Genomic DNA, 25,753 nt, shown 5'->3' with positions numbered 1-25,753 from the left:
GCGGTTCAGTGGACTGAATCTCGCCGGGCCGTCGGAAAAGCCGGTACTACCGGAGTTACGGGGAAGAGATCGCCGCACTCATCACGCGGATCGCGCTGACGAGTCCGTCGATCAGATCGCCGTCGCCGAACGACGAGACGGCGGCGGTGGCGCCGAGCTGGGCGACACGGTCGGTTACGCGATCGGCCACCGCGACGCCGCTGCGGATCTCGACCGTCCGCTGGTTCGGCGAGACTGCGATCAGAACGGAACGCTCCGCCTCCGGCGTGCTCGGGAACAGTGCATCCGCTCCGACAGCGGTGTCGACGCCGAGATCGCCGATGTAGGCGTTGAACCGTACCTTCGTCTTCCGGGTGCCTTCGGTGAGAGCATCGTCGAGGCGGACGAGTTCGTCCGTCGTGAACGGCAGGTCGTCCTCGAAAGGCTCACCCGCGCGGTGCACGCCCGAGATCCGGCCACTGGCCGTCACCACGTGGCCCACGGGCAGATCTTCCTCGGATACCCGGGACGCGGGAATCAGATCACCACTTGCCACTTGCCCTGCCTCCAATCAGATCTGCCGAGCCGGCCACAGCGGAATGGTGCCCCCCGTGGTGACCATGGGTGGTCACCTCGTCGACGGCACTCCACAACACGGGTGCGTGCGTCCATTCCTCACCGAGGTGGAATGCAGGCGGCACGGGACCGGGCGTCTTCTTGCCGACGAACGACATCGCCGCGAAGAAAGCGGTGATCAACGCCGGGATTCCTACGAATATCAGCACTGTCTCGAGAATGCTCACACGGCAAACGGTAGCCGAGAACCGTGTGCGACGAAGCGTCAGGGCCGAAGTTCTCCGCGAGCGAGCGACCGGAGTGTCAGGCTGCGCCTTCGCCCAGGTAGGGCATCCACGAGGGATGGAGATCTTTGGTGGATGCCAGCAGACGCCAGTGCGGACCCGAGGGCGGCACCAGGGCGGCCCGCAGCGTCCATCCGAGTTCGCTGAGGAGTTTGTCCGCCTTTCGATGGTTGCACGGCGCGCAGCAGGCCACGCAGTTCTCCCACGAGTGCTCCCCACCGCGGCTGCGGGGAACGACGTGATCGACGGTCTCTGCTTTGGCCCCGCAGTACGCGCAGCGGAACCGGTCGCGGTGCATGAGTGCCGCACGGGTCATCGGGATGCGGGCGCGATAGGGCACGCGGACATAGTTCCGGAGACGGATCACGGACGGTACCTGCACCGACCACTGCTCGGAGTGCACGACCGGCGCCTGCGGATCTTCGTGGACCGTGTCGGCTTTTCCGCAGGTCATGAGGACGACTGCGCGTCGGGCCGGGAGGGCGGTGAGGGGCTCATAGGTGACATTGAGCAGCAGCACCCGACGCTTGACCCAGAGGGGTACCGCGTTCTCGACCGGGAAAGAAGGCCCTGCGCGCTGCGCGGAGCCTTCGGTAATCACTTGTAGTGCAAACGCCCCTGACACCTCGGCACTCCGGGCATCAGTGGGCACACGTTGTCGGTGCGCGCGGGCGCTGTGTCGATTCTTCATGCGACCTCCGAGAGATTGCCACCAAGTGCATCATGAAATGCCTGCCCGTGCACGCCCATTTTTCGACAAACTTGCAGGGACGGCGGATGAACGGACGGTGACGCCGCCGTGGAAACGCCCTGCCGGGAACGGCCGGGGTATCCGGCGGCACGAGTTCCCCGAAGGCACGTGCACAATGGGAGATGCCATGACTGACGTGCAGCAGACCTTCTACGAGGCGGTGGGCGGAGCGGAGACGTTCCGCAAGCTCACCGCGCGGTTCTACGAGGAAGTCGCCAAGGACGACATTGTCCGGCCCCTGTACCCGGAGGAAGATCTGGGTCCGGCCGAGCGCCGGATGCGGATGTTTCTCGAGCAGTACTGGGGTGGACCGCACACCTATTCCGACGAACGGGGACATCCGCGCCTGCGGATGCGCCACCACCCCTTCAAGATCGGCCCCCTCGAGCGCGACGCCTGGCTGCGATGCATGCACACGGCCATTGCCTCCATCGATTCGGAAACCCTTGACGACGCACATCGGCGCGCCCTGACCGACTACATGGAGATGGCTGCGGCGTCGATGGTGAACTCCGCGTTCTGAACGGGCGCCGCGTCGATTCCGCCGGTCGACTCGTGGTGCACGCGAACCTTTGGCACGATGGGCGTTTGTGAGTACTCCCGCCGAAACGTCCGCCGACGACATGCAGCCGGCACCCTGGTGGTCCGAAGCGGTCTTCTACCAGATCTACCCGCGCTCGTTCGCCGACGCGAACGGTGACGGTGTCGGCGACCTCCGAGGTGTGCAGGAGAAACTCGGATACCTGGAACTGCTGGGTGTCGACGCCCTCTGGTTGAGCCCGGTGATGCGGTCACCCATGGCCGATCACGGTTACGACGTGTCCGATCCTCGCGACATCGATCCGCTGTTCGGCGACGTCGACGCCATGGACGACTTGATCGAAGCCGCGCACGCTCGCCAGATCAAAGTCACGATGGACCTGGTCCCCAATCACACCAGCATCGAGCACGAGTGGTTTCGAGCCGCCCTCCAGGCGTCGCCGGACAGCCCCGAACGGGACCGCTACATTTTCCGGGATGGCCGGGGACCGGATGGCTCCGAACCGCCGAACAACTGGCCGAGCATCTTCGGTGGTCCCGCATGGACGAGGATCACCGAGCCCGACGGCCGGCCCGGGCAGTGGTATCTGCACCTGTTCGCCGCGGAACAGCCCGACCTGAACTGGAACAACCCCGAGGTGTTCGAGGACCTCGAGAAGACGCTCCGATTCTGGCTGGATCGGGGCGTCGACGGTTTCCGCATCGACGTCGCCCACGGAATGGCCAAACCCGAGGGCTTGCCGGACCACGACTGGGACACCAACGCACTTCTGCAGAACGCCGATGACGACCCGCGGTTCAACCACCCGTCCGTCCATGACATCCACCGCGGGATACGCAAGATCCTGAACGAATACCCCGGCGCCATGGCGGTCGGGGAGATCTGGGTGCGCGACAACGTGCGCTTCGGTGAGTACATCCGCCCCGACGAGCTGAATCTCGGCTTCAATTTCCGCCTTGCCGAGGCCGAATTCTCGGCGGAATCCGTGCGCGAGGCCATCGAGAATTCCCTGGCAGCGGTCGAACAGGTGGGTGCCACGCCCACCTGGACGCTGTCCAATCATGACGTCGACCGGGAGGTCACCCGTTACGGCGGTGGTGTGATCGGCCTCGCCCGCGCCCGCGCCATGGCTCTGGTCGAACTGGCGCTGCCCGGCACCACGTTCATCTACAACGGCGCCGAGCTGGGGTTGCCCAACGTAGACCTTCCCGACGACGCCCTGCAGGACCCGGTGTGGGAGCGTTCCGGACACACCGAACGGGGTCGTGACGGGTGCCGAGTCCCGCTCCCCTGGGAGGGCACCGAACCGCCGTTCGGGTTCACCACCGGCGCGTCGACGTGGCTTCCGATGCCCGAGGAGTGGTCGTCGCTCACGGCGGAGGCGCAGCTCGAGGATGTCACCTCCACTCTCTCCCTCTACCGCGCTGCGCTCGAACTGCGCGAGCTCCGCCCGGAGTTCTCCGGTCCCGGCGTCGACTGGTACGGGAGTCCCCCCGGCTGCTTCGCGTTCCGTCGTGGCGGTGGTCTCATCTGCGCGCTGAACGCCACCGATGCACCCATCTCGCTGCCGCCGGGCGAAGTACTTCTGAGCAGCGCGCCCCTCGTCGACGGGCAGCTGCCCCCTAACGCTGCTGCGTGGCTCATCTGACGCGCACCCCCGCCGTCGCGGCCGTCGTCGCCGCCTCGATCCTGTTCGGAACCACAGGGACCGCTCAGGCACTCGCCTCCCGTTCACTCGGGTTCGATCTCGACCCGCTGGCAGTCGGCTCTGCCCGGGTAGCCGCAGCCGGGGCTCTTCTCGCCGCCTTCGCGGCGCTACGGGGAGGCCTCGGATTCGAATGCGCACCCGGAGCCCGTCGGTACCTGCCGGCCGTGTGCGGCGGACTGGGTGTGGCCGCCTACCAACTCGGGTTCTTCAGTGGTGTGCAGAGCGCGGGGGTCGCGGCCGGGACGATGATCGCGCTCGGCTCCGGCCCCGCATTCACCGGCGCACTCCAATGGGCGGTCCATCGACACCGGCCCGGCCCGTTATGGGCGGTATCCACGGTGATCGCAGTGGCCGGAATGGCATTGATCGTGGCGGGGACCGGCGCAAACACCGACTCGTCCGACATGCTCGCCGGCGCAGTCCCCGCACTGATCGCGGGCCTCGGCTACGCCACCTACACGGTGGCGGGCTCGTCCCTGATGGAAGCTGGGGCAGGTCCCGAGGCCGCCATGGGACAGATGTTCGGGCTCGGCGGCTTGTTCTTGCTGCCCGTTCTGATCGCGACCTGGCCCGGCGGTCTCAACACGGCAGCGGGGGCCGCCGCGGCCGGCTATCTGGTGCTCGTTCCGACGGTGCTGGCCTACTTACTGTTCGCGGCCGGGCTGCGCCGTCTCCCGCCCGCCACGGTTGCCACGCTCACGCTCACCGAGCCCGTCGTCGCGGCGCTCCTGGGTACCGCGATACTCGGCGAGGAACTGACCGTCGTCGCGGGCATCGGGATGGCCGCGGTGGTCGCGTCACTTGCCGTCCTCGCGGTGAGCACACTGCGAACACCGTGAGGTGCTAGCGGGTGACCGACAGCGGGATCGTCCCGCCGCGGTGACGGTAGACGGACCCGAACCGGGCATCCACCCGCAGCCACGACGCGGTGGCGCGGACCCGGACCAGCTCCGAGGCGTCGATGCGTTCGAGGTCGATGTCGGCGGTCAGGCGATCCGAGCCCGCGTGCGGAATGAATCCGAGTGCTGTGAGGGCGAACACCACCCGCATGGCAACACCCACCGTCTGCCCGGCACCGTGCACCTGCAGCACCTCTTGATCGAGCAGCGACGCGGGAGGACCCTGACTGCTTCCGTGCTCCTGCGCCAGGGCGGCTCCGCGTTGGGCGAGGTCGACCAGCACCCGCGCCGGGACGTCGTCGATGTGCACGAAACCCTCCGCGGGCGGCAGTGCGCCCCGCCACGCCGAGTCCATCGAGTATCCGGGGTCGATGTCACCCGCATTCACCGATCGCAGTGCCATGAGCAGCTGGTCACCGGCGGCGGACGTATCGTCCGGGGAGACGGACCCACCGACTGTGCGCACTGCGAGGACATCGAATCCTGTTGCCGCCCAAACGGTCAGCCGATTCGCGCCCCGTTGGCGCAGGCGGACCACCGCTGATTCGTCCAAACGGACGACGCGTGCGACGAACGTGGCGAGGTCACCCCGCTCCGTGGAATCCGGAATGGACAGGGTCCGCTCATACACGCTGCCAGCTCTCCAGATACTCGCGCTCGACGGCGGTGAGCCTGCGCAGCCGCTGCGTGTCGATGTCGAAGGCCGCGATCTGCGTCGACGCCACGATCGACGCCGGCACCGATATGTCGACCCCCTTCGGGCGCACTTCGTACGCGATCGTGAAATCGACCGCCCGCACCTTCTGCACCCACATCAGGACGTCGAGTGGAGAGTCGCTGTGCCGAAGCTGCCCGCGATAACGAACGTGGAGGTCGGCGACGACGGCGCCGTCGCGCAGCGTGACCGTCGGACGATCATTCTCGAACAGCCAGGGAATCCGCGCTTCCTCCAGCAAGGTGACCATGCGAGCGTGGTTGATGTGCTGAAAGACGTCCATGTCCGACCACCGAACTTCGACCTCCGCGTGAAAACCCTCGCTCAACGTCATACCTCCGATCGGGTGCCCACACCTCGCACCATGCTGCGTACCTGACGCGCCGCCACCGAGAGCGTCGCGAGGTCAAGGGTCCCAGACTCGAAAATTTCGGTGAGAGCGGACCTCGCCCGACCCAGTCGGGAGGCATTGGTCGATTCCCAGTCGTCGATCTTCTCGCGCGGACTCTCGTCCGGCTCGCCGCCGAGGAGCACCTCCATCGTGAGCTGCCGCAGCGAACTGTAGAGGTCGTCCCGCAACGCCAGCCGTGCCAGTGAATGCCACCGGTCACCGCGAGCCAGCGTGGAGACAGCGCTGAGCAGCCAGTCGATCCCGAGGTGGGCGTCGAGTTCGTAGTACAGCTCGGCCACCTCGTCGATATCCCGCTCAGCGATGTCCGACACGTCGCTGATATCGAGGAGGCAGTACAGATCGAGCAGGCGGAATACCTCGAAGGCGATGTCCTCGGGCGCCCCGCGGAGAATCAACGGCCGTACCCGGGTTTCGAGGTCCTCGACCTGATGGCCTTTGAGCAGGTGCGGGACTTTAGGGGACATCTTCCGGACATCGGTGGAGTAACGCGCGATCTCGGCTCCCACGGCCAGCGGCTGCGGCCGGTTGGTGAGGAACCACCGCGACGCACGATCGAGGACCCGCCCCGATTCGAGAATCAGATCGTCCTCGAGCGCGGCCGGCAGGTGTTCGGACCGGATGCGCGCCCACACATCGGGGAGGGCGAAGATTTCGGTGACTGCGGCGTAGGCACGAATGGCGTCGGTGCTGCTCGCTCCGGACTCGTCCGCCAACCGGTACGCGAAGGTGATGCCGCCGTTGTCGATGGTCTCGTTCGCGAGCATGGTCGCCACGATCTGCCGGCGCAGGGGGTGCGCCTTGATCGCTGTCCGGAAGCGCTCCCGCAGTATTTTCGGGAAGTAGCGCGGGAGGCGCGGCGCGAACGTGTCGCTGTCGGGCAGGTCGGTGGCGAGGAGATCATCCTTCAGCGCCAGCTTCACATGGGCGACGAGCGTGGCGAGTTCCGGCGACGTCAGGCCCTGACCGGCCTGACGGCGGCGCGTGATCTCGGCGTCGGTGGGCAGCACCTCGATTTTCCGATCGAGTCCGCGCCGCTTCACCAGGTCGGCGATCTGCCGCCGGTGCACGGTGAGCATCGGTACCGCACTCGTCCGTGAGACACCGAGCAGGTTGTTCTGTGCGACGTTGTCGGCGAGGACGAGGTCGGCGACCTCGTCGGTCATCGAGGCCAGGAGCGGGTTGCGCTCCTCGGACGGCAACGCGCCACTGTTCACGAGGGAATCGAGCAGGATCTTGATGTTCACTTCGTGGTCGGAGCAATCGACCCCTGCCGAGTTGTCGATGGCGTCGGTGTTGATTCGTCCACCGTTCTGGCTGTATTCGATTCGTCCCAGAGCGGTCACCCCGAGGTTGCCACCCTCCCCCACGACTCGGGCACGCACCTCGTTGCCGTCGATCCGGACGGCGTCGTTGCTCTTGTCGCCGACCATCGCATTGGTTTCGCCCGACGCCTTGATGTATGTGCCGATACCGCCGTTCCACACCAGGTCGACCGGTGCCCGCAGGATCGCACGGACAAGTTCCGGCGGGGACAGTTCGGTGATCGTGTCGTCCAGCCCGAGAGCCGCGCGTGCCGGAGCGCTGATCGGAACCGATTTGCGAGTCCGGTCCCACACGCCCCCGCCGTCGCTGATCAGGCTGGTGTCGTAGTCTGCCCACGACGAACGAGGCAGAGCGAACAGGCGGGATCGCTCCCCAAAGGACCGCGCTGCATCGGGATCGGGGTCGAGGAAAACGTGGCGATGGTCGAATGCCGCGACCAGACGAATGTGCCGGCTCAGCAGCATTCCATTTCCGAAGACGTCACCGCTCATGTCCCCGACACCGACGACGGTGAAGTCCTCGCGCGCCGTGTCCAGCCCCACTTCCCGGAAATGCCGCTTCACGCTCTCCCACGCGCCCCGCGCGGTGATGCCCATTTCCTTGTGGTCGTATCCCGCCGACCCACCGGATGCGAAGGCGTCGCCCAACCAGAATCCGTACTGCTGGGCAACGGAATTGGCGAGGTCCGAGAACTTGGCGGTGCCCTTGTCTGCGGCGACGACCAGATACCGGTCGTCACCGTCCCGGCGCACAACCCCGGGGGGCGGTACCACCCTGCCCGACGCCTGGTCGACATTGTCGGTGAGGTCCAACAGCCCGGAGATGAAGGTGCGGTACCTGTTCTGACCGGCCTCGAGCGCCTGCATCCGGTCGAGCGCCGCATCGCCCGTGGGAACCGGCGAATTTTTGACGACGAATCCGCCTTTCGCACCCACGGGCACGATCACGGCATTCTTCACTGCCTGCGCCTTCGCCAGGCCCAGGATCTCGGTGCGGAAATCCTCGCGTCGGTCCGACCAGCGAAGACCACCACGGGCTACCGGCCCGAATCGTAGGTGGACGCCCTCGACATGCGGTGAGTAGACGAAGATTTCGAACTTCGGGCGCGGCTTCGGCAACTCCATAATTTTCGACGGATCGAGCTTGACGGACAAATACTCGCGTCGGTTGCCGGCCTCGTCCGTGACGAAGTAATTGGTACGCAAGGTGGCTTGGATCAGGCCGAAGAGGCCCCGCAAAATGCGGTCCGCGTCGAGGCTGACGACTCTGTCGATGAAGTGCCTCAACCGCGTCTCGAGCTCGGACACCCGTTCGACGGAGGGAGTTTCGGGATCGAACATGGCCTCGAACAGTTCGACCAGGGTGCACGCCGAACGCGGATTGGCCAGTGCCACGCCCTCGATGTGAAACTGGCTGTAAGGAAACCCGGCCTGCCGCAGATATTTCGCGTACGCGCGCAAAATTGCCGCCTGCCGCCACGCCAACCCGGCCCGGAGGACCAGTTCGTTGAACCGGTCCGCCTCGGCACGTCCGAACCACACAGCGGTGAAAGCTTCGGTGAACCGTTCCTGCAGTTTCGGCGCCGAGCTCGCACCCTCGTCCGCCAACTCGGCGTCCAGGTCGTCCTCCACTGAATCGCGCAGCAACTCGGCCGGAACCGACAGCCCGAAATCATAGATCCAGCAACTGAAGCCGTCCGGCCGGGGAACCGCATAGGGCCGTTCGTCGAGTACCTCGACTCCCAGACTCTGCAGGACGGGAAGCACCTTGCTCAGCGAAATTCCCTCGCCCCCGACGTACAGCGTGAGACGCCAGTGACCGACCACGGCGTCGGGGTCACGGTAGAGATGAAGATCGATCGTGCCCTCGTCCAGCGATTCGAGTCGCACCAGGTCGTCCAGAGCACGCGCGGGGTCGAAGTCTTCCTTGTACCCCTCGGGCAGAGCGTCCGCATAACGTTGCACCAGAACCGAATCCGCCCCGGGTGTGACCGCGACGAGATCACCGAGATGATCGTCCCAGCTGCGGCTCGCCTCGGACAGCATCGCCTGGATGCGCTCACGATCGGCGTCCGACAGAGCCAGTCTGGTGCCCATCTCCTCAGCAGTCCTGCGGATGGTGACGTGCAACAGTGCAAGGTCGAGTTCCGTGACGCGTGCGGTGTACTCGAGTGTGCCCCCTCCCAGTTCCCGTAGGAGAATGTTCTGCATCGCGATCCGCACGCGCGTCGTGTATCGGTCCCGGGGAAGGTAGATCAGGCAGGAGACGAACCTGCCCAGAAAGTCCTCCCGCACGAACAGACGGAGCTGCCTGCGCAACCCGATGCTGTGCACGGCCGTGACGGTGTCGAACAACGTGTCGGCGTCGCTGGAGAACAGTTCCGCCCGCGGGAACGATTGGATGACCTCGAGCATGGCCTGCCCGGAGTACGAGTTGAGCTGAAAGCCCGCCCGATCGATCACTGCACGCACGCGGCGTGCGATGACTGGGATGTCGAGGACGTTCTCGTGCAGTGCGGTGACCGTGAAGACACCGAGGAACCGGTGCTCGCCCACGATGGTGCCGTTCGAGTCGAGAATGCTCACCCCGACATAGAACGGGTACACCGAACGGTGCACGGTGGCCGGAAACGACCCCTGGGTCAGAACCAGCAGCGGGCGGTCCGGAATCTCCGCCGCCGGGGGCAGGCCGAACTGTCCGTCGGTGACGGTGTCGGACCGCAGCAGCCCGAGTCCGCTACCCGGGACGACCTCGAGTTTCCGCTGTCCTGTCGAGTCGCGCTCGCCCAGCTCGAATCGGCGGTACCCCAGCGCTGCGTAATTGCCCTGCGACATCCACCGAAGGAGGTCGGCGCAGTCTTCCAAGTCTTCCTTCGTAGCGCCCGGCCTCGGCGCCGACGCCTCGAGTTGGTCGGCCAGGTTCCGCTGGAGAGTCCGCATGGCGTCGGTGTCCCGGACCACCTGGCGAACATCCGACAGGACGTTCCCGACTTCCGTCTCCAGCCTGTCCAGGACGGTGGCTTCTGCGCGCGGGTCGAGTTGAACGTGAATCCAGGACTCGGTGAGGCGATGCTCGGTGGTGTCAGTGTCCTTGTCGCCGAGCAGGATTCCGCGCAGCGCCCCGATGGGATCGCGGTGTACCGAGATGATGGGGTGGACGAATTCGCTGATGCCGATACCGAGTCGGTTGAGCAGCCCGGTGATCGACTCCACCAGCAACGGCATGTCGTCGTTGACGATCTGCAGGGATGCGCCGAGGTGGTGGCCGTCTCCGGGGCGATACACCCGGGTGACGGCTCGCTCCGGCGGGCGTTGCAGTGCCAGTGTCAGGTGGGCGGCGAGCACGGCGTCGGAGGCACCGTTGACCGCGCTTTCACTGTCGCCACGATCGACATGCCGAAAGTACGTGGCAGCGAGGGCCGGCACCTGAGATCTCAGCGCCTCGGGCAGGTTCCGGGCCCACTCCGCATCCCTCAGCGCTGCCGATTCCGTCATCGGTGATCACATCCTCTTCGTCCGATCGCCGCGGGCAGTACTCCTCGAGACTATCCCGCGGCGGTCGGAACGGAGGGTGAACTTCAGGCCGCCGCGTACCCCGCTGGTCAGCCGGTGCTGACCGGTGCGAGGTAACGCCCCAGCCCGGCACGTTCGGCGTCGGACAGCGGGCGTGAGCGTTCGGTCTTGACGTCGAAGGCCACCAGCAGGGCGTCCCCCGTCCCGCACACTGCCCCGGATCGGTCGGTGACGACATGCCGAATCGTGTACGACGAGGTGCCCACGTGCTGCACTGTGACGTCGACCTTCAACGGACCGGAGTCGTCGGTGATGATGCGCAGGAACTCGACGTCCATCTTGCGCACCACCATCGCCCCGGGACGCGCACCGGCAGCAGCCAATTCCGTCGTCAGGAAATGGATCCGCGCTTCCTGCATGTACTCGACGAATCGGGTGTTGTTAACGTGCCCGAGTCTGTCGGAGTCGCCCCACCGCACCTGCACTTCGTAGGTGAAGACTGCCGGCTCTCCCACGTCAGTCCCGGGTGAGCTTGCGGTGCGTGACACGGTGCGGACGTGCCGCGTCCGGTCCGAGCCGTTCGACCTTGTTCTCCTCGTAGCCCTCGAAGTTGCCCTCGTACCAGTACCAGGCAGCCTCGTTGTCACCGAAACCGCCTTCCCACGCGAGGATGTGGGTGCAGGTCCGGTCGAGGAACCACCGGTCGTGGGAGATCACGACGGCGCAGCCGGGGAACTGTTCGAGCGCGTTCTCCAGCGAGCCGAGCGTCTCGACATCGAGGTCGTTGGTCGGCTCGTCGAGAAGGATCAAGTTGCCGCCCTGCTTGAGGGTCATTGCCAGGTTCAACCGGTTCCGCTCACCACCGGAAAGCACACCGGCAGGTTTCTGCTGGTCATGTCCCTTGAAGCCGAATGAGCTGATGTACGCGCGGGACGGCATTTCGGTCTGTCCGACGACGATGTGATCGAGACCGTCCGATACGACCTCCCACACCGTCTTGTCGGGGTCGATCCCGGTGCGGTTCTGGTCTACGTAGCTGAGCTTGACGGTCTGACCGATCTTCACCTCACCGGCATCCGGTTCCTCGAGACCGACGATGGTCTTGAACAGTGTGGTCTTACCGACACCGTTGGGACCGATGACGCCGACGATTCCGTTCCGCGGAAGTGTGAAGGACAGATCTTTGATCAGCACACGGCCGTCGAAACCCTTGTCGAGGTTCGATACCTCGACCACCACGTCACCGAGGCGCGGCGGCGCCGGAATCTGGATTTCATCGAAGTCCAGCTTGCGGGTCTTCTCCGCCTCGTTCGCCATCTCCTCGTACCGGTCGAGGCGAGCCTTGTTCTTGGCCTGGCGGGCCTTCGCTCCGGAGCGGACCCAAGCCAGCTCCTCCTTCAGGCGCTTCTGTAGCTTCTGATCCTTCTTGCCCTGAACCTCGAGCCGCGCTGCCTTCTGCTCCAGGTAGGTGGAGTAGTTGCCCTCGTACGGGTACAGGCGGCCGCGGTCGACCTCACAGATCCACTGCGCCACGTGGTCGAGGAAGTACCGGTCGTGGGTGACGGCCAGGATGGCGCCGGGGTAGGCCGCCAAGTGCTGTTCGAGCCACAGGACGCTCTCCGCGTCGAGGTGGTTGGTGGGCTCGTCGAGCAGCAGCAGGTCGGGCTTGCTGAGCAGCAGCTTGCAGAGCGCGACGCGGCGCTTCTCACCACCGGAGAGGTGCGTGACCATCTCCTCCGGCGGCGGACAACGCAAAGCGTCCATGGCCTGCTCGAGCTGGGAGTCGATCTCCCAGGCATCGGCATGGTCGAGCTTTTCCTGAAGGTTGCCCATCTCCTCCATCAGCTCGTCGGAATAGTCGGTTGCCATCAGCTCGGCGATCTCGTTGTACCGCTTGAGCTGGACCATGGTCTCGCCCATGCCCTCCTCGACGTTCTCGCGAACAGTCTTGGATTCGTCGAGCTTGGGCTCCTGCATCAGGATTCCGACGGAGGCACCGGGAGCCAGAAATGCCTCACCGTTGCCCGGCTGATCCAGCCCCGCCATGATCTTGAGGATGCTGGACTTACCCGCGCCGTTCGGGCCGACCACACCGATCTTGGCGCCGGGGTAAAAGCTCATCGTGACGTCATCGAGGATGACCTTGTCACCGTGCGCCTTGCGCACCTTCTTCATCGTGTAAATGAACTCAGCCATGTGGCCAGCCTAATGGTGTAGGGCGTCGAACCCACATTTGCGGATCGTGGGAAGAGGTGAACGGATGCTTTCCGGCTCGCCCGGGCACCCGGCTGCGCGGGTGCCCGGCGCCGCATCAGGCGACGAGCGTCTCTGCGGCTGCCTGTTCTGTGGAGACCGAATCCGTGGAGGCAGATTCCGTGGAAGAAGTTTCCATTGCTTCCACAGGCGCAACGGTCCGGGGTTCCCGGTCGAGGACGACCGTGCACCGCGCAAGATCGGGTCCGACCGCGGTGGCGCTCAACTCGAGGTCGGTCCGTGCGACGCCGTCTCGCGTCGTGTATTCGTTGGTCCGCAGTTCACCGGTGACGATCACCGGATCCCCTTTCGCCAGCGACTGCACCACGCCGGACATCAGCCGGCGCCGGCAGGTGACCGTGAGGTACAGCGTGCTGCCGTCGCGCCACTCCCCCGTCGTGTAGTCGCGGCGGCGTACCGTGCTTGCCATCCGGAAGGCGAGAAACTCCTCGCCGGCGGATCCGGATCGTGTGGCCGGTGCAGTGATGACCGTGCCGACCACCGTGCCGTGTGTCTCGTACATCGCGCTCCCCCTGTGTCGTTCTGCGATTGCCGTTGGACACAGCCTGCCTCTCTGGAACCGCGCAATCGTCGCCCGCGACGAATCTGTGGAGAAACGGGCCGGGTGTGGACAACCGACCGAAAACCGGGAATGACCAGCCCGTCGTGTCGGGGATGCGTGCTAGCGGTCAGAGTCCCGCCTCGCGGTCGCGTTTCGCGAGCTCGGCGAACATGGCGTTGTGGGCGGCGAGGTCCGCGTCGTCGTCCCGGTCGGCCGCCCGGTCCACGCGTCGCGCGGTGCGGTCGTCGCTGCGCGACCACTGGATGAGGAGCGCCATCATGACGAGCACCAGAGGAATTTCGCCCGTGGCCCAAGCAATGCTGCCGCCCAGTTTCTGGTCCCCCACCAGGTCCGAGTTCCAGCCGAGGCCCAGCGAACGGTAGTACCACTCGCCCATGACGGCGCCCATGCTCATCAGCGCGACCCCGAAAAAGGCGTGGAACGGCAGCGACCCGAACACCATCGCGAGTTTCGTCACGGGCTGCAATTGGCGCGGGGAGGGGTCGACACCGATCGCCACCCAGTAGAAGAGGTACCCGCTGAGCAGGAAGTGCAGGTTCATCAAGAGGTGGGCGGAGTGTGAGTCGACGGTGGCGCCGAAGATTCCGCCGAGGTACAGCGCATAGAAGCCGCCGACGAACAGAGCCGCCGCGACGAGGGGGTGAGTGATGAATTGCGAGAACCGGCTGTGCAGCGCGGCCAGGATCCATTCCCGTAGCCCCGGCACACCGTCCTTGCCCGCCGGATCGAGTGCTCGCAGCGCGAGAGTGATCGGAGCCCCGAGAACGAGGAGAACCGGGGCCAGCATGGACAGCGCCATGTGCGCACCCATGTGCACGCTGAACACCGCGGGTGCGTAGCGCCCCACCCCGGACGACGTGGCCAGGAGGAGCACCGCGCATCCGCACATCCAGGCGAGCGCCCGGCCGAGCGGCCAGCTGTCGCCGCGGCGGTGGAGCTTGCGCAAACCGAGTAGATAGACGACGGCGAGCACCAGTGCAGCGGTGCCGTAGAGCAGATCGAACCGCCAGTCCAACATCAGTCGGGCGAACGTCGGCGGTCCGGAGAGGTTGTAACCGAGTTCGACCTCGGTGAGAGTCGGTGCTCTAGTCGGTGCAGGCGGGGGCGTCCGACCCAATCCGACAGCGAGACCGATCGTCGCGGCGAAGACAATGGCTTCCGCGCCCGCGAACCTGATGAGGTTGCCGCGGTTCGAGGGGTCTTTCTGCAGTGCGGGCAGAGCCCGCCGGCGTTGCGCCCAGCCGAACCCGCCGAGGAGGACGAGCGCGACCGTCTTGGCCACCACCAGGCGCCCGTAGGTGGTGTCGACGAGGTCGCCGATGGGCACACGCACCAGGGCGTTGATCACGCCGCTGGCTGCCATCACGGCGAAACACACGGTTGCCACCGAGGAGAAACGCCTCGCCGCGACATCGGTGTGGGCGCCTCGCCGACGGGCGTGCGCGAGCAGGGCGAAGAGCCCGCCGGCCCACAGCGATGCCGCAACCAGGTGCAGGATCAGGCTGTTGGTAGCCAGGTCGTGGGAGCCGCCGGAAGACGAGTGCCCGGTCAGAGCCAGCGGCATCAGCCCCAGAATGCCTGCGACGAGCAGGATCGGCGTCCACCACCATCGCAGCACCAACCGGGACACGATCGCGAGGACGATCGCGATGATCGCCGTCCAGCGCCACGCCCCGGCCAATTCCACCTGGTCGATCGCGGCGAACATGTTGCTCGGCTTCACCGCTTCCGTGAACGGTTGCCCAGAGGTGTCCGACAGCGTCAGTGGAACGAGGACCAGCGCGGACGCCGCCCACACGATGGCGCCATAGGACGCCGTGCGAACCGCGCGGTAGCCGTCCACGTCCAGTACCCCCGACTTCTGCGGCGGTGCGAAGAAGGCGGCGAGCAGGAGTGATCCGATGGTGACGACGGCCGCGATCTCCGACACCGCCCGCAACGCAGGCAGCCCATAGGTGGTGACCGGTCCCGGATCCGGGATGCCGAGCAGCACGAGGGCCTGAGCGGCAGACAAGCCGACGACGAGTGCAGCGACCAGCCCGGCAATGAGTCCCGCCACGACGAACAGGGCCGTGGAATCGGACCGAGCCGGACTGTTGGACGTCGAGTCGGAGGCCGTGAGCTGGGGTGTAGCCATACCTCCAGGGTAGGACCTACGACGCCGTGTCGGAGACCGAGGGTCGGCGGATGCTCCGCTACCGTCGGCGGAAGCCCGTTCCGCGGAGTCGAGGAGACAGTATGGCCGCGCTTCTGATCATTCTGGTGGCGTTGTTCTTCGCAGGGATGGGCCTCTACGGCCTGCTCATGCCTGCCCGTCTCGTGGCGCCGTTCGGGTTGACCGCCGACTCGCCGACCGCCCGCGCCGAGGTTCGTGCGGTGTACGGCGGATTCGGCGTCGCGGTGGCTGCGTTGCTCGGATTCGCCGCGTTCGACGTCGAGGGCATCAGATCGGTGGCCGCCGTCGTGGTGGCCGTGGCACTCGTCGGCATGATCGTGGGGCGCATCGTCGCCGGGCTCGTCGATCGACCCCAGCGTTTCTACCCCGTCTGGTTCTACTTTGTCGTGGAGCTCGTTCTGGCCGGGCTACTGCTATGGGCTGCTGCCATCAGCTGACGACACGAGCTGTGCAGCCGTGCTCGAGCAGCGTCCGGGCAACAGGTAATATTTCGACCGCGCCTCCGTAGCTCAGGGGATAGAGCAAGAGCCTTCTAATCTCTTGGTCGCAGGTTCGAATCCTGCCGGGGGCACATAAGGCACAAGTGCGCCACCGCATAGGCACACATCCGGTTTCCCGCCGTCGCGGGAACCGGATGTGGCCTGTGCACCGAGCACGATCGAACCCACGATCCGCGGCGTTTCCGTCCGCATCGCGCTGCGCAGTAGGCGCGCGACGCCGTAGGAACAGGTGCGAATCGATGTCTCTGTTCACGCGAACGTGCCGCAGACGCCTGGTAGGTATTTCATCCCGCTTCCGAACTCAGCGCCCGGTACTCGCGCGTAGGAAACAGACCGCCTAGTCTGTTGTCGCACCGTCCCACCCGACAGGACGGATGCTCGGGAACCCGTCACCTGCCTCCGCGAGTGGCGGGTTTCCTTATTTCGCGTCCTACCCAACGACCTGGGCCGCGAGCTGCGGATACAGGCCCTCGAGTTCCCCGGCGAGTGCTGCTTTCACAGTACGGCTGACATCGTCGGCCAGCACCTCCGTGACGCCCGACTCCACGCCGTCGAACGCCAACCGGGCAACCTCGGGTGCCGAGATCTTGGGGACGTCGAGGCCCGCGGTCATGTCGGTGTCCATGTACGCCAGATGCAGCCCGACCACCTGAATGTTCCGTTCCGCGAGCTCCAGGCGCATCGCGTTGGTGGCACTCCACATCGCCGCCTTGGAGACGCTGTACGACCCACCCACCGCCAGCCACGACAGCACCGAGTGGACGTTGAGCACCGCACCACCACCGTTGGCGGCGATGATGGGGGCGAGCGCCCTGGTCACATTCAGGGGGCCGAAGAGGTTGGTTTCGAGTTCGCGGCGCATCTTGCCGAGGTCACCGGCGAGTGGTGACTCGCCGAGATAAATTCCGGCATTGTTGATCAGCACACCAATGTCGCCCACGTATTGCGCTGCAGCGTAGACGGATTCAGGATCGGTCACATCCAGGGTCACCGGTACCACCTGGGGGTGGTCGACGATCGTCGACGCGTCGCGTGCCGCCGCGTAGACAGTTCGCGCCCCGCGCGAGAGGGCCTCGGTGACGAAAGCGCGGCCTAGTCCGCGATTGGCCCCGGTGACGAGGACAGATCGGTCGTGAATCTTGGTCATGACGACCCCTTCGAGTAAGTCTGGATATCCAACTGACTGTGTCCGGTCAGCGTATTCGCCATGAGTTGGAAAACACAACCCTCTATGATGGAGACATGAACGAGGGTCGAACCGATCGAACGACGCCGAAGATGGCCATGGACCGCATGCCGCTGGCGCCGCGCCCCTGCGCGATCGCCGCCACCATGGAACTCATCGGCGACCGTTGGTCCATGCTCGTCATTCGCGAGCTGAGCTACGAAGTGCATCGCTTCGACAAGATCGCCGGCTACATCGGCGTCTCGCGTGACATCCTCACCGCACGCCTTCGCAAACTGGAAGAGGTAGGCGTCATCGAACGTCGGCAGTATTCCGAGCGGCCTCCCAGGTTCGAGTACCACCTGACCCGGGCCGGGGAGGAGCTTCGGCCGCTCCTGCTGTCGCTGTTCGAGTGGGGTAGCAAGTGGGCGGTGGAGGAGCCGGCCTCCGAACTACTGCACGACTGCGGACATGTGCTCGAACTCGAACATCGCTGCAGGCATTGTGGCGGCGAGGTCGACCAAGCCGCCGTCGCGATGCGGGCTCGTTCACGCACCCGAACCACCTGATCCCGGCGCCGGCACCTGCACTTTCTCACCGACGTCTATAGTTCGCCTAAATGTAAGGTAAAGAAAGCCTCACAGCGGCAGATGGGTGGATGTGGGTGTCAACGCGCGACCGAGTAGCCGAAATCTATGAACAGGTCCGCCTACGCAATGCGGGCGAACCGGAGTTCCATCAGGCGGCGGCAGAAGTGTTCGAGTCGCTTCAGATCGTTCTCGACCATCACCCGCACTACGCGGATTCCGGGCTGATCGAGCGCCTGTGCGAGCCCGAACGACAAATCATCTTCCGAGTGCCCTGGGTGGACGACGCCGGAAGTGTGCACGTCAATCGCGGATTTCGGGTGCAGTACAACAGTGTGCTCGGCCCCTACAAGGGCGGTCTCCGCTTCCACCCGAGCATGAATCTCGGAATCGTGAAGTTCCTCGGTTTCGAGCAAATCTTCAAGAACGCACTCACCGGACTCCCGATCGGTGGTGGCAAAGGGGGTTCCGACTTCGACCCCAAGGGCCGTTCGGACGCCGAGATCATGCGTTTCTGCCAGTCCTTCATGACCGAACTGCACCGCCACATCGGCGAGTACGTCGACGTCCCTGCCGGGGACATCGGTGTCGGTGGACGCGAGATCGGCTATCTGTTCGGTCAGTACAAACGCCTCACCAATTCCTACGAGTCGGGTGTCCTCACCGGCAAAGGCCTCACCTGGGGCGGTTCACAGGTGCGGCGCGAGGCCACCGGTTACGGAGTGGCCTACTTCGTCGCCGAGATGTTGCACGCAGCACGCACCTCGTTGGACGGGAAGACGGTGGTGATCTCCGGCTCCGGAAACGTCGCCATCCATGCCATCGAGAAGATCCACCAGCTCGGCGGCGTCGCGGTTGCGTGCTCGGATTCGTCGGGATATGTCGTCGACGAGAAGGGCCTCGACGTCGACCTCCTGAAGGAGATCAAGGAGGTGCGGCGCGGGCGCATCGGCGAATACGCCGATACCGTGCCGCACGCGAGATTCATCCCGAACGGATCTATCTGGGACGTCCGATGTGATGTCGCACTTCCCTGCGCCACCCAGAACGAACTCGACGAAGCAGCTGCCAAGACTTTGGTGGCCAATGGCGTCGAGGCCGTCGCCGAAGGCGCGAACATGCCGACCACCCCTCAGGGAGTACAGGTGTTTCGCGACGCCGGCGTGGCCTTCGCGCCAGGCAAGGCCGCCAACGCCGGCGGTGTCGCAACGTCGGCACTCGAGATGCAGCAGAACGCGTCCCGCGACTCGTGGAGCTTCGAGTACACCGACGAGCGACTGGCCGGGATCATGCGCGGCATCCACGACCGCACCGTCGCCACCGCCGACGAGTACGGGATGCCCGGCGATTACGTCCACGGCGCGAACATCGCCGGCTTCGTCAAGGTGGCCGACGCAATGATCTCACTCGGCGTCATCTGACCGAGCGGTCCCGAGACGACAGGAGGGCACGGCCGCATCGGCCGTGCCCTCCTGTCTCGTCATCAGTCGATCGGCTTGTCGTCCAAGCCTTCGTCCTCGCGGGCCTTCTTCGCGGCCTCCCGCATCTCGATTCCGTCCGACACCCAGTCACCGATCTCCCGGGTGACGTCGCGAACCGCGCCGGCGATGATGGTCGCGATGTGTCCCACGTGCGTGGCCGCGGATTCCGTCAGTTCCTGCACGGTGTCCTTGCGCCGTTCGAACTTCCCCACCATGTGTTTCGCCTCTCAGGCTGCAGTCTTCTGCCGCTCGACGATAACACCGGGAGGGGTGTCGGACGAGAGGAGGCCGGGCGGGAGCGCCAGCTTGAAGATCTTCCCCCACACGGAGCCGATCTGCTTGAAGAAGCCACCGGTGTTGTAGGGAAGTCCGTGCTTCTCGCACAGCGCCTTCACCTGGGGGGCCAGCTCCGGGTAGCGGTGGGCCGGCAGGTCCGGGAACAGGTGATGCTCGATCTGGTGAGAGAGGTTGCCCGACATGATGTGGAACAGCGGGCTGCCCTCGATGTTGGCGCTGCCGAGCATCTGCCGCACGTACCACTCGCCGCGAGTCTCCTCCGCGGTCTCGTCCTCGGTGAAACTCTGGACACCGCTGGGGAAGTGGCCGCAGAAGATGATCGAGTACGCCCACACGTTGCGGATCAGGTTGGCGGTGACGTTGCCGAGCAGCGTGGGAATGAACAACGGTCCGGTCAGTGCAGGGAAGATCGCGTAGTCCTTGAGCACCTGGCGCCCGGCCTTGTTCCACCACCCTTTGAGTAGCGGCTTGACGTCGTGCCACTTCCTCTTGCCCTGAATGACGTTCTCGGCCTCGAGGTCGTGCAACATGACGCCCCACTCGAACAGCATCATCAACAGGAAGGCGTAGACGGGGTTGCCGAGGTAGTACGGATTCCACTTCTGGGCCTCGTCGATCCGCAAGATGCCGTAGCCGATGTCCCGGTCGCGCCCCAGGATGTTCGTGTACGTGTGATGCATGTAGTTGTGGGAGTGCTTCCACTGGTCGGCCGGGCACACGGTGTCCCATTCGAAGACCCGCGAGTTCAGTCCCGGTTCACGCATCCAGTCGTACTGGCCGTGCATGACGTTGTGGCCGATTTCCATGTTGTCGAGGATCTTCGAGATCCCCAGGGCACCGACGCCCGCGATCCAGGCGGGCGGAAAGAACCCGAGGTACATCAGCCCGCGGCCGGCGACCTCGAAGCCCCTCTGGGCCTTGATGATCTTGTAGATGTACTCGCGGTCCTCCGCGCCGAGATCGGCAACGGTGCGATCACGAAGTGCGTCGAGTTCCCGGCCGATTTCCTCGACCTGGTCGTGCGTGAGCACAACGGGGGCTGTCGAACGTGTGTCGTCCGAGCCGTCGACGAACGGCAGGAACGAAAGTGAGAGTCCAAACATGTCGGTCTCCAAGTGTGATGTCGAGTGAGTCAGATGTCGAGGGCGACGTCGCCGACAGGGACCGAGACACACAACTGAATGGCCTTGTCCGGATCGGTGTCGGTGTCGCCGGTACGTACGTTCTTGGTGCATCCCGATTTCTTCACCGCGGTGCAGGAGAAGCAGATGCCCATCCGGCAGCCGTACTCGGGATGAAGTCCGGCGGCCTCGGCCTGTTCCAGCAGGGTCCCACCGGAGTTGTCGGCCGTGACTCCACTGGCCGTGAAGGACAGCTCACCACCGGCCTCACCCTCGACCGGCGTCGCGGCGGGAGCGAACTCCTCGGTGTGGAGACGGTCCTCGATGCCGAGTTCGCGGTACACCTCCCGAACACCACGCATCAGGCCGGGCGGACCGCAGAGAAAGGTCTCGGCCTCGGCGTACCAGGGCGCGACCGCATCGAGATGCTTCTGCCCGAAGAAGCCGTGCAGATGTCCGCCGGTCTCCTGATCGGTGTACGCCAGCACGAGGTTGACGTTGGGGTTGGCGTCGGCAAGCTCGCGAAGCTCGTCCAGATAGGCGACGTCGTTTTCGGTGTACGCGTAGTGCAGAAAAGTCACGCTTCCCGCGTGCTTCTCCTCGACGAGAGTGCGAAGCATCGAGAGGACCGGGGTGATCCCGCTGCCACCACTCACGAGCAGAACTCGGCGCGGCCGGGTGGTCGGCAGGACAAATTCCCCCGCTGCCTGCGACAGGTCGAGGATCAGTCCGGGCCGGGCGTTTTCGTGTAGATACTGCGACACGAGGCCGTCGGGGTGCGCCTTGATCGTCAACTCGATGGTGCCGTCCGGCGACGACTGAGCGTTGGCCGGCGAGTAGCAACGAGTGTGGCGAACTCCGTCGATCACTACCCCTACCTGCACAAACTGTCCAGCGCTGAATCCGCGCCACTGACGGGTCGGGCGCAGCGTGAGCGTGACGGTGTCCGCGGTCGACCGATCGACCGCGAGCACCTCGGCTCGCAGATCACGCACAGTGACCATCGGCGTGACGAGTTCGAGGTAACGGTCGAGCTGATGCGGAGTGGCCAACGCCTCGAACAACGACAGCAGCGAGAACCTGCGTCCCTCCGCCGGACGACTGGTGTGAGCAACTGACACGGCAGCCTCCTCCATTTGAGTGCACGGTTGTACACTGACAATAGTGTGACAGGTGCAGACAGGTAGTTGTCAATCGAAATGTGACGGCAGGCACACACGCGAGTGCCGTCACCTCGCACAGATCGGAAAGACATGACGGACGAGCAATACGGTCAGCCCGTGGTTACGGACGGTGCGGCAGCCGACGTCCTCGTGATCGACGCTCCCGTCGCCACGAATAGACTCGGTGCCGTGAGTCAGTCGGCCGGTGCGGAACCCGAGAGCAGGGCAGCACGTAAAGAGCGCACCCGGAAGGCCCTCTTGGACGGCACCCTCGACCTCATGGCGGATCGGAGCTTCGCGGGTGTGAGCCTGCGGGAAATTGCCCGCCATGCAGGAATCGTGCCCACTGCGTTCTATCGGCACTTCGCGTCCATCGAGGAACTCGGCGTCGTTCTCGTCGAGGAGAGCATGCGAATGCTGCGACAGATGCTGCGCGATGCCCGTCGCAACCCGAGTACCAAGAGCGCGGGCGCGTCTCTCGACATCCTCGTCCGCCAGGTCCGCACTCACGAGGCACAGTTCCGCTTCCTCAGTCGGGAGCGCTACGGCGGTGTTCCCGAGATCCGCCGCGCCATCGCCACCGAGATGCGACTGTTCGTCAGCGAGCTGACCGTGGATCTCACGCGAATCGGCGGCCTCGAGTCGTGGGACGCCGACGACCTCGAGATGGCGGCCGACCTGATCGTCTCCACGATGTTCGCCGTCGTCGTCGACCTCCTCGAAGCCGACCGTCCCGGCGTGCGTACCGAAGCCGAGGTGGTCGCCCGCGCCGAACGCCAGCTACGGCTCATCATGCTCGGCATGACGGCGTGGAATCCCCGGAGGAGTTGACCCTGCCGCCGTACGGTGGGGGCCGTGCTGCCAACCTCCGAACACGTGTCCATCCCCATTGGCGACCTGACCTTCGACGTCACCGTCAACGGCCCTTCCGACGGCGAAGCAGCCGTTCTCCTGCACGGGTTTCCGGAAAGCGCTGCGTCGTGGACGCCGGTCGCCGCCCTCCTCGCACGGTCCGGGATGCGGACCTATGCACCGAATCAGCGTGGATATTCGGCTGGTGCGCGGCCAGAGGGTACCGACGCCTACCGCATCGACCACCTCGTCGGGGACGTCATCGCTCTCCTGGACGCACTCGGCCTCGAGAAAGCGCATCTCGTAGGCCATGACTGGGGCGCCATCGTTGCGTGGGTCGTGGCGGCGCGACACCCCGGCCGAATCACATCACTCACGACCGTTTCGGTGCCTCATCCGGGCGCCTTCGGCTGGGCGCTGCGCGAGGACGCCGACCAGAAAGAACGGTCGTCCTACATTCGCCTGCTGCGGATGGAGGGCAAGGCCGAACATGTGCTCCTGCGCGAGAAAGCGCAGTCGCTGCGGGCGATGTTCGGCGATGTCGTCCCGCCGGAACTCGTCGACCGGCACGTCGCACTCCTCACCGAGCCGGGAGCGCTCACCGGAGCCCTGAACTGGTACCGGGCAATGACAAGAGCTTTCGACCAGACCCCCGCCGTCACGGTCCCCACCACCTACGTCTGGAGTACCGGCGACACAGCGCTGGGCCGCGCCGGAGCCGAGAAGTGTGGCGAGTTCGTGGACGCACCATACGAGTTCGTCGTCCTCGACGACGCGACGCACTGGATCCCCGAGCAGTGCCCCGAGGACCTCGCCGAGGCGATACTTCGGCGGGCCGGAATGGCCGCCCGCTGATTGTCGTCTCTGGGAGCTGACGCGGGAGGCGTCAGCTCCGCTCCGGGGCACGCACCACGGTCAGGGCCGCGAGTCCGAGGGCCAGCACGATCAGCAAACCTACGATCCCGGCCCGGTCTGCGCCGAACCACCACGCGAAGAGTCCGAACAGCGTCGGCGACAGGAACGAGACCGCGCGTCCGGTCGTCGCGTACAGACCGAACATCTGCCCCTCGCGGCCGGGCGGCGTGATCCTCGCGAGGAACGTGCGCGACGAGGACTGCGCGGGTCCCACGAAAAGGCACAGCAGGAGACCGAAGATCCAGAACATTCCCGGTCCGGACACAAACGTCAAGATGATGCCGACGACGATCATCGCGGCCAGCGACGCCGCGATGACCGTCTTGGGACCCACCCGGTCGTCGAAGCGGCCTGCCGTGAGTGCGCCGACGGCGGAGACGATATTTGCCGCGACACCGAACAGCAGCACATCTCCGGCACTGATGCCGTACACATTGACGGCGAGGACAGCACCGAACGTGAACACCCCGGCCAGTCCGTCGCGGAAGAGCGCACTGGCGCCGAGGAAGTACACGGTGCGGCGGTCGACAGACCAGAGGCTGCGCAAATCTCGCCAGAGAATCCGATACGACTCCACGAAACCGGCCTTGTCGGCGCCCGGATCGACCTGGGGCCGCGGCAGTTCGGGAACTTTCAGCAGCACAGGTATCGCGAAGACGGCGAACCAGATCGCCGCGAGCAGCGCCACCATCCGGATGTTCAGGCCACCGTCCGTAGTGAACCCCAGTGCTCCGCGGGTGTCCCCGTCACCGGCGATGAAGCCGAAGTAGCACAACAGAAGAAGCACGATTCCGCCGAAATAGCCCATTGCCCAACCGAAGCCGGACACCCGACCTATATTCGACGGCGTCGACACCTGCCGCAACATGGCGTTGTACGGCACACCGGCGAGCTCGAAGATCACCGAACCGGCAGCAAGCAACACCAGACCGAGCCAGAGGTACTCGACCGAGTCGCGGACGAAGAACATGCCGGCCATGCAGGCCACGGTCGCGAAGGTGAGGACACCGAGCGCGCGCTTGCGCCGTCCTGCGGCGTCGAATCGCTGCCCGGTGACCGGCGCCAGCACCGCTATAAGGAATCCGGCGATCCCCAGCGACCACCCGAGCCAGGTGCTCGCAGAGATCGATCCTTCGAGGTCCTCCCCCACTGCGTCGGTGAGGTAAACGGAAAAGACGAACGTGAGGATCACCGCATTGAAGGCGGCTGACCCCCAGTCCCAGAGACCCCACGCGACGACCTGTTTGCGCGTCGCAGCCTCACCGATCCCGGCGGGCGGACGAACTTCGGTGCTCATGTCGCGAGCCTATGTGAGCGCACGGGTCGTTCGTACTCTCCGACGCAACGTCCCACTCGCACCGAGGGGATTGTGTGCACTTAGTTGCATAGGCACTTCGTTGCATACATACTTTCTGCGTGGCACTCGAACATGCGCTTCTCGTCTCCCTCACCGAACATTCCGGGTCGGGGTATGAATTGGCACGCCGATTCGACAAATCGATCGGCTTCTTCCAGAGCGCCACTCACCAGCAGATCTATCGGCTGCTCAAGCGCATGGACGAAGCCGGGTGGGTTGATGCCGAAGTCGTAGCGCAGGACAGCCGGCCGGACAAGAAGGTGTATCGGGTCAGCGCGGCAGGTCGCGCCGAGTTGCAGCGTTGGATCGCCGAGCCCACCGAACCGAATCACCTGCGTAACGAGCTTGCGGTCAAAATCCGCGCCGCCCAGCAAGGCGATATTCCCGCACTGGCCGCCGAAGTCGCCCGCCACCGCGACGGCCACGCTGCCCGGCTCGAGATCTACCGAATGATCGAAAAACGTGACTTCCCGGCGCCGGACCAACTCTCCGGCACCGCCCTTCACCAGTACCTCGTCCTGCGCGGCGGCATCCGCGTCGAAGAGGGGTTCGCCGGCTGGTGCCAAGAAGTACTCGACGCCCTCACGAAGTAAGGACACGCCG

At 65.3% G+C, this 25,753-nt stretch carries 24 protein-coding genes and 1 tRNA gene; 10 read left to right on the top strand and 15 right to left on the bottom strand.

Features of this window, described 5'->3' with window-relative positions; translation table 11 throughout:
- Positions 1-55: 55 nt before the first annotated feature.
- The 3 genes from ACH49N_RS16160 to ACH49N_RS16150 form a co-directional block, all read right to left on the bottom strand.
- Complete coding sequence (locus tag ACH49N_RS16160) at positions 56-535, bottom strand: DUF5130 domain-containing protein (RefSeq protein WP_317768638.1); 480 nt, start codon at positions 533-535, stop codon at positions 56-58.
- Positions 522-782 (bottom strand): hypothetical protein, encoded by a 261-nt coding sequence (locus tag ACH49N_RS16155; protein WP_109328832.1) that lies wholly within the window; start codon positions 780-782, stop codon positions 522-524. Before ACH49N_RS16155 ends, ACH49N_RS16160 begins: the two co-directional genes overlap by 14 nt.
- Positions 783-858: 76 nt before the next feature.
- Entirely contained in the window at positions 859-1,530 is a 672-nt protein-coding gene (locus ACH49N_RS16150) for an HNH endonuclease (protein WP_201453553.1), read from the bottom strand.
- A 187-nt stretch (positions 1,531-1,717) separates the two neighbouring features.
- On the opposite strand from ACH49N_RS16150, the gene ACH49N_RS16145 reads away from it, so the two are divergent.
- The 3 genes from ACH49N_RS16145 (at position 1,718) to ACH49N_RS16135 (ending at position 4,678) form a co-directional block, all read left to right on the top strand.
- A complete protein-coding gene (locus ACH49N_RS16145; protein WP_283254015.1) occupies positions 1,718-2,113 on the top strand; it encodes a globin in 396 nt (131 codons plus the stop codon).
- A 67-nt stretch (positions 2,114-2,180) separates the two neighbouring features.
- On the top strand, positions 2,181-3,779 hold the full coding sequence (locus ACH49N_RS16140) for a glycoside hydrolase family 13 protein (protein WP_317746307.1): 1,599 nt from the start codon (positions 2,181-2,183) through the stop codon (positions 3,777-3,779).
- Complete coding sequence (locus ACH49N_RS16135; protein ID WP_358274540.1) at positions 3,767-4,678, top strand: EamA family transporter; 912 nt, start codon at positions 3,767-3,769, stop codon at positions 4,676-4,678. Before ACH49N_RS16140 ends, ACH49N_RS16135 begins: the two co-directional genes overlap by 13 nt.
- A gap of 4 nt (positions 4,679-4,682) precedes the next feature.
- Here ACH49N_RS16135 and ACH49N_RS16130 read toward each other — a convergent pair whose 3' ends face one another.
- From ACH49N_RS16130 to ACH49N_RS16100, 7 genes are all read right to left on the bottom strand, one after another.
- The gene (locus tag ACH49N_RS16130) at positions 4,683-5,369 is read right to left on the bottom strand and encodes a hypothetical protein (protein ID WP_358274542.1); all 687 of its coding nucleotides are present in this window, start codon (positions 5,367-5,369) and stop codon (positions 4,683-4,685) included.
- Entirely contained in the window at positions 5,362-5,787 is a 426-nt protein-coding gene (locus ACH49N_RS16125; protein WP_159921304.1) for a thioesterase family protein, read from the bottom strand. The genes ACH49N_RS16130 and ACH49N_RS16125 overlap by 8 nt, the downstream gene beginning before the upstream one ends.
- A complete protein-coding gene (locus ACH49N_RS16120) occupies positions 5,784-10,682 on the bottom strand; it encodes an NAD-glutamate dehydrogenase (protein WP_358274544.1) in 4,899 nt (1,632 codons plus the stop codon). Before ACH49N_RS16120 ends, ACH49N_RS16125 begins: the two co-directional genes overlap by 4 nt.
- A 107-nt stretch (positions 10,683-10,789) precedes the next feature.
- A complete protein-coding gene (locus ACH49N_RS16115; protein ID WP_109328819.1) occupies positions 10,790-11,215 on the bottom strand; it encodes a thioesterase family protein in 426 nt (141 codons plus the stop codon).
- 1 nt (position 11,216) lies between these two features.
- Positions 11,217-12,896, bottom strand: coding sequence for an energy-dependent translational throttle protein EttA (gene ettA, locus ACH49N_RS16110; protein ID WP_109328817.1), 1,680 nt, complete (start codon positions 12,894-12,896; stop codon positions 11,217-11,219).
- A gap of 115 nt (positions 12,897-13,011) precedes the next feature.
- A complete protein-coding gene (locus ACH49N_RS16105; RefSeq protein WP_358274546.1) occupies positions 13,012-13,476 on the bottom strand; it encodes a single-stranded DNA-binding protein in 465 nt (154 codons plus the stop codon).
- Between the two features lie 166 nt (positions 13,477-13,642).
- On the bottom strand, positions 13,643-15,673 hold the full coding sequence (locus tag ACH49N_RS16100) for a cytochrome c oxidase assembly protein (RefSeq protein WP_358274548.1): 2,031 nt from the start codon (positions 15,671-15,673) through the stop codon (positions 13,643-13,645).
- A 101-nt stretch (positions 15,674-15,774) separates the two neighbouring features.
- Here ACH49N_RS16100 and ACH49N_RS16095 point away from each other — a divergent pair, with 101 nt between their 5' ends.
- Together ACH49N_RS16095 and ACH49N_RS16090 are read left to right on the top strand one after the other, a co-directional pair.
- Entirely contained in the window at positions 15,775-16,149 is a 375-nt protein-coding gene (locus tag ACH49N_RS16095) for a DUF4345 family protein (RefSeq protein ID WP_358274550.1), read from the top strand.
- Positions 16,150-16,210: 61 nt separating this feature from the next.
- Positions 16,211-16,283, top strand: a tRNA-Arg gene (locus ACH49N_RS16090).
- 359 nt (positions 16,284-16,642) lie between these two features.
- Here the strand turns inward: ACH49N_RS16090 and ACH49N_RS16085 are convergent.
- Positions 16,643-17,359 (bottom strand): SDR family oxidoreductase, encoded by a 717-nt coding sequence (locus ACH49N_RS16085; RefSeq protein WP_358274551.1) that lies wholly within the window; start codon positions 17,357-17,359, stop codon positions 16,643-16,645.
- 95 nt (positions 17,360-17,454) lie between these two features.
- Between ACH49N_RS16085 and ACH49N_RS16080 the strand changes: the two genes are divergently transcribed.
- Positions 17,455-17,946: a helix-turn-helix domain-containing protein gene (locus ACH49N_RS16080; protein WP_358274552.1), complete on the top strand. Its 492-nt coding sequence runs from the start codon at positions 17,455-17,457 to the stop codon at positions 17,944-17,946.
- A 95-nt stretch (positions 17,947-18,041) separates the two neighbouring features.
- A complete protein-coding gene (gdhA, locus tag ACH49N_RS16075) occupies positions 18,042-19,385 on the top strand; it encodes an NADP-specific glutamate dehydrogenase (RefSeq protein WP_358274553.1) in 1,344 nt (447 codons plus the stop codon).
- Between the two features lie 62 nt (positions 19,386-19,447).
- On the opposite strand, the gene ACH49N_RS16070 is transcribed toward gdhA, so the two are convergent.
- The 3 genes from ACH49N_RS16070 to ACH49N_RS16060 are packed head-to-tail and all read right to left on the bottom strand — an operon-like array spanning position 19,448 to position 21,984.
- A complete protein-coding gene (locus tag ACH49N_RS16070) occupies positions 19,448-19,660 on the bottom strand; it encodes a hypothetical protein (protein WP_109328805.1) in 213 nt (70 codons plus the stop codon).
- Positions 19,661-19,672: 12 nt separating this feature from the next.
- A complete protein-coding gene (locus ACH49N_RS16065) occupies positions 19,673-20,845 on the bottom strand; it encodes an acyl-CoA desaturase (protein WP_109328803.1) in 1,173 nt (390 codons plus the stop codon).
- A gap of 29 nt (positions 20,846-20,874) precedes the next feature.
- Positions 20,875-21,984, bottom strand: a complete 1,110-nt coding sequence (locus tag ACH49N_RS16060; protein ID WP_358274556.1) for an FAD-binding oxidoreductase — start codon at positions 21,982-21,984, stop codon at positions 20,875-20,877.
- 132 nt (positions 21,985-22,116) lie between these two features.
- On the opposite strand from ACH49N_RS16060, the gene ACH49N_RS16055 reads away from it, so the two are divergent.
- Together ACH49N_RS16055 and ACH49N_RS16050 are read left to right on the top strand one after the other, a co-directional pair.
- Entirely contained in the window at positions 22,117-22,857 is a 741-nt protein-coding gene (locus ACH49N_RS16055) for a TetR family transcriptional regulator (RefSeq protein WP_358274557.1), read from the top strand.
- A gap of 24 nt (positions 22,858-22,881) precedes the next feature.
- Positions 22,882-23,733, top strand: a complete 852-nt coding sequence (locus ACH49N_RS16050; RefSeq protein ID WP_358274559.1) for an alpha/beta fold hydrolase — start codon at positions 22,882-22,884, stop codon at positions 23,731-23,733.
- A 31-nt stretch (positions 23,734-23,764) separates the two neighbouring features.
- Here the strand turns inward: ACH49N_RS16050 and ACH49N_RS16045 are convergent, their stop codons facing one another.
- Positions 23,765-25,090 (bottom strand): MFS transporter, encoded by a 1,326-nt coding sequence (locus ACH49N_RS16045; RefSeq protein WP_358274560.1) that lies wholly within the window; start codon positions 25,088-25,090, stop codon positions 23,765-23,767.
- 119 nt (positions 25,091-25,209) lie between these two features.
- Here ACH49N_RS16045 and ACH49N_RS16040 point away from each other — a divergent pair, with 119 nt between their 5' ends.
- Complete coding sequence (locus ACH49N_RS16040; protein WP_358274562.1) at positions 25,210-25,743, top strand: PadR family transcriptional regulator; 534 nt, start codon at positions 25,210-25,212, stop codon at positions 25,741-25,743.
- Positions 25,744-25,753: the final 10 nt, after the last annotated feature.

Source organism: Rhodococcus sp. NPDC019647 (genome assembly GCF_044389235.1).
GTDB classification, from domain to species: domain Bacteria; phylum Actinomycetota; class Actinomycetes; order Mycobacteriales; family Mycobacteriaceae; genus Rhodococcus_F; species Rhodococcus_F oxybenzonivorans.
This window is presented reverse-complemented; position numbering and strand designations above follow the sequence as displayed.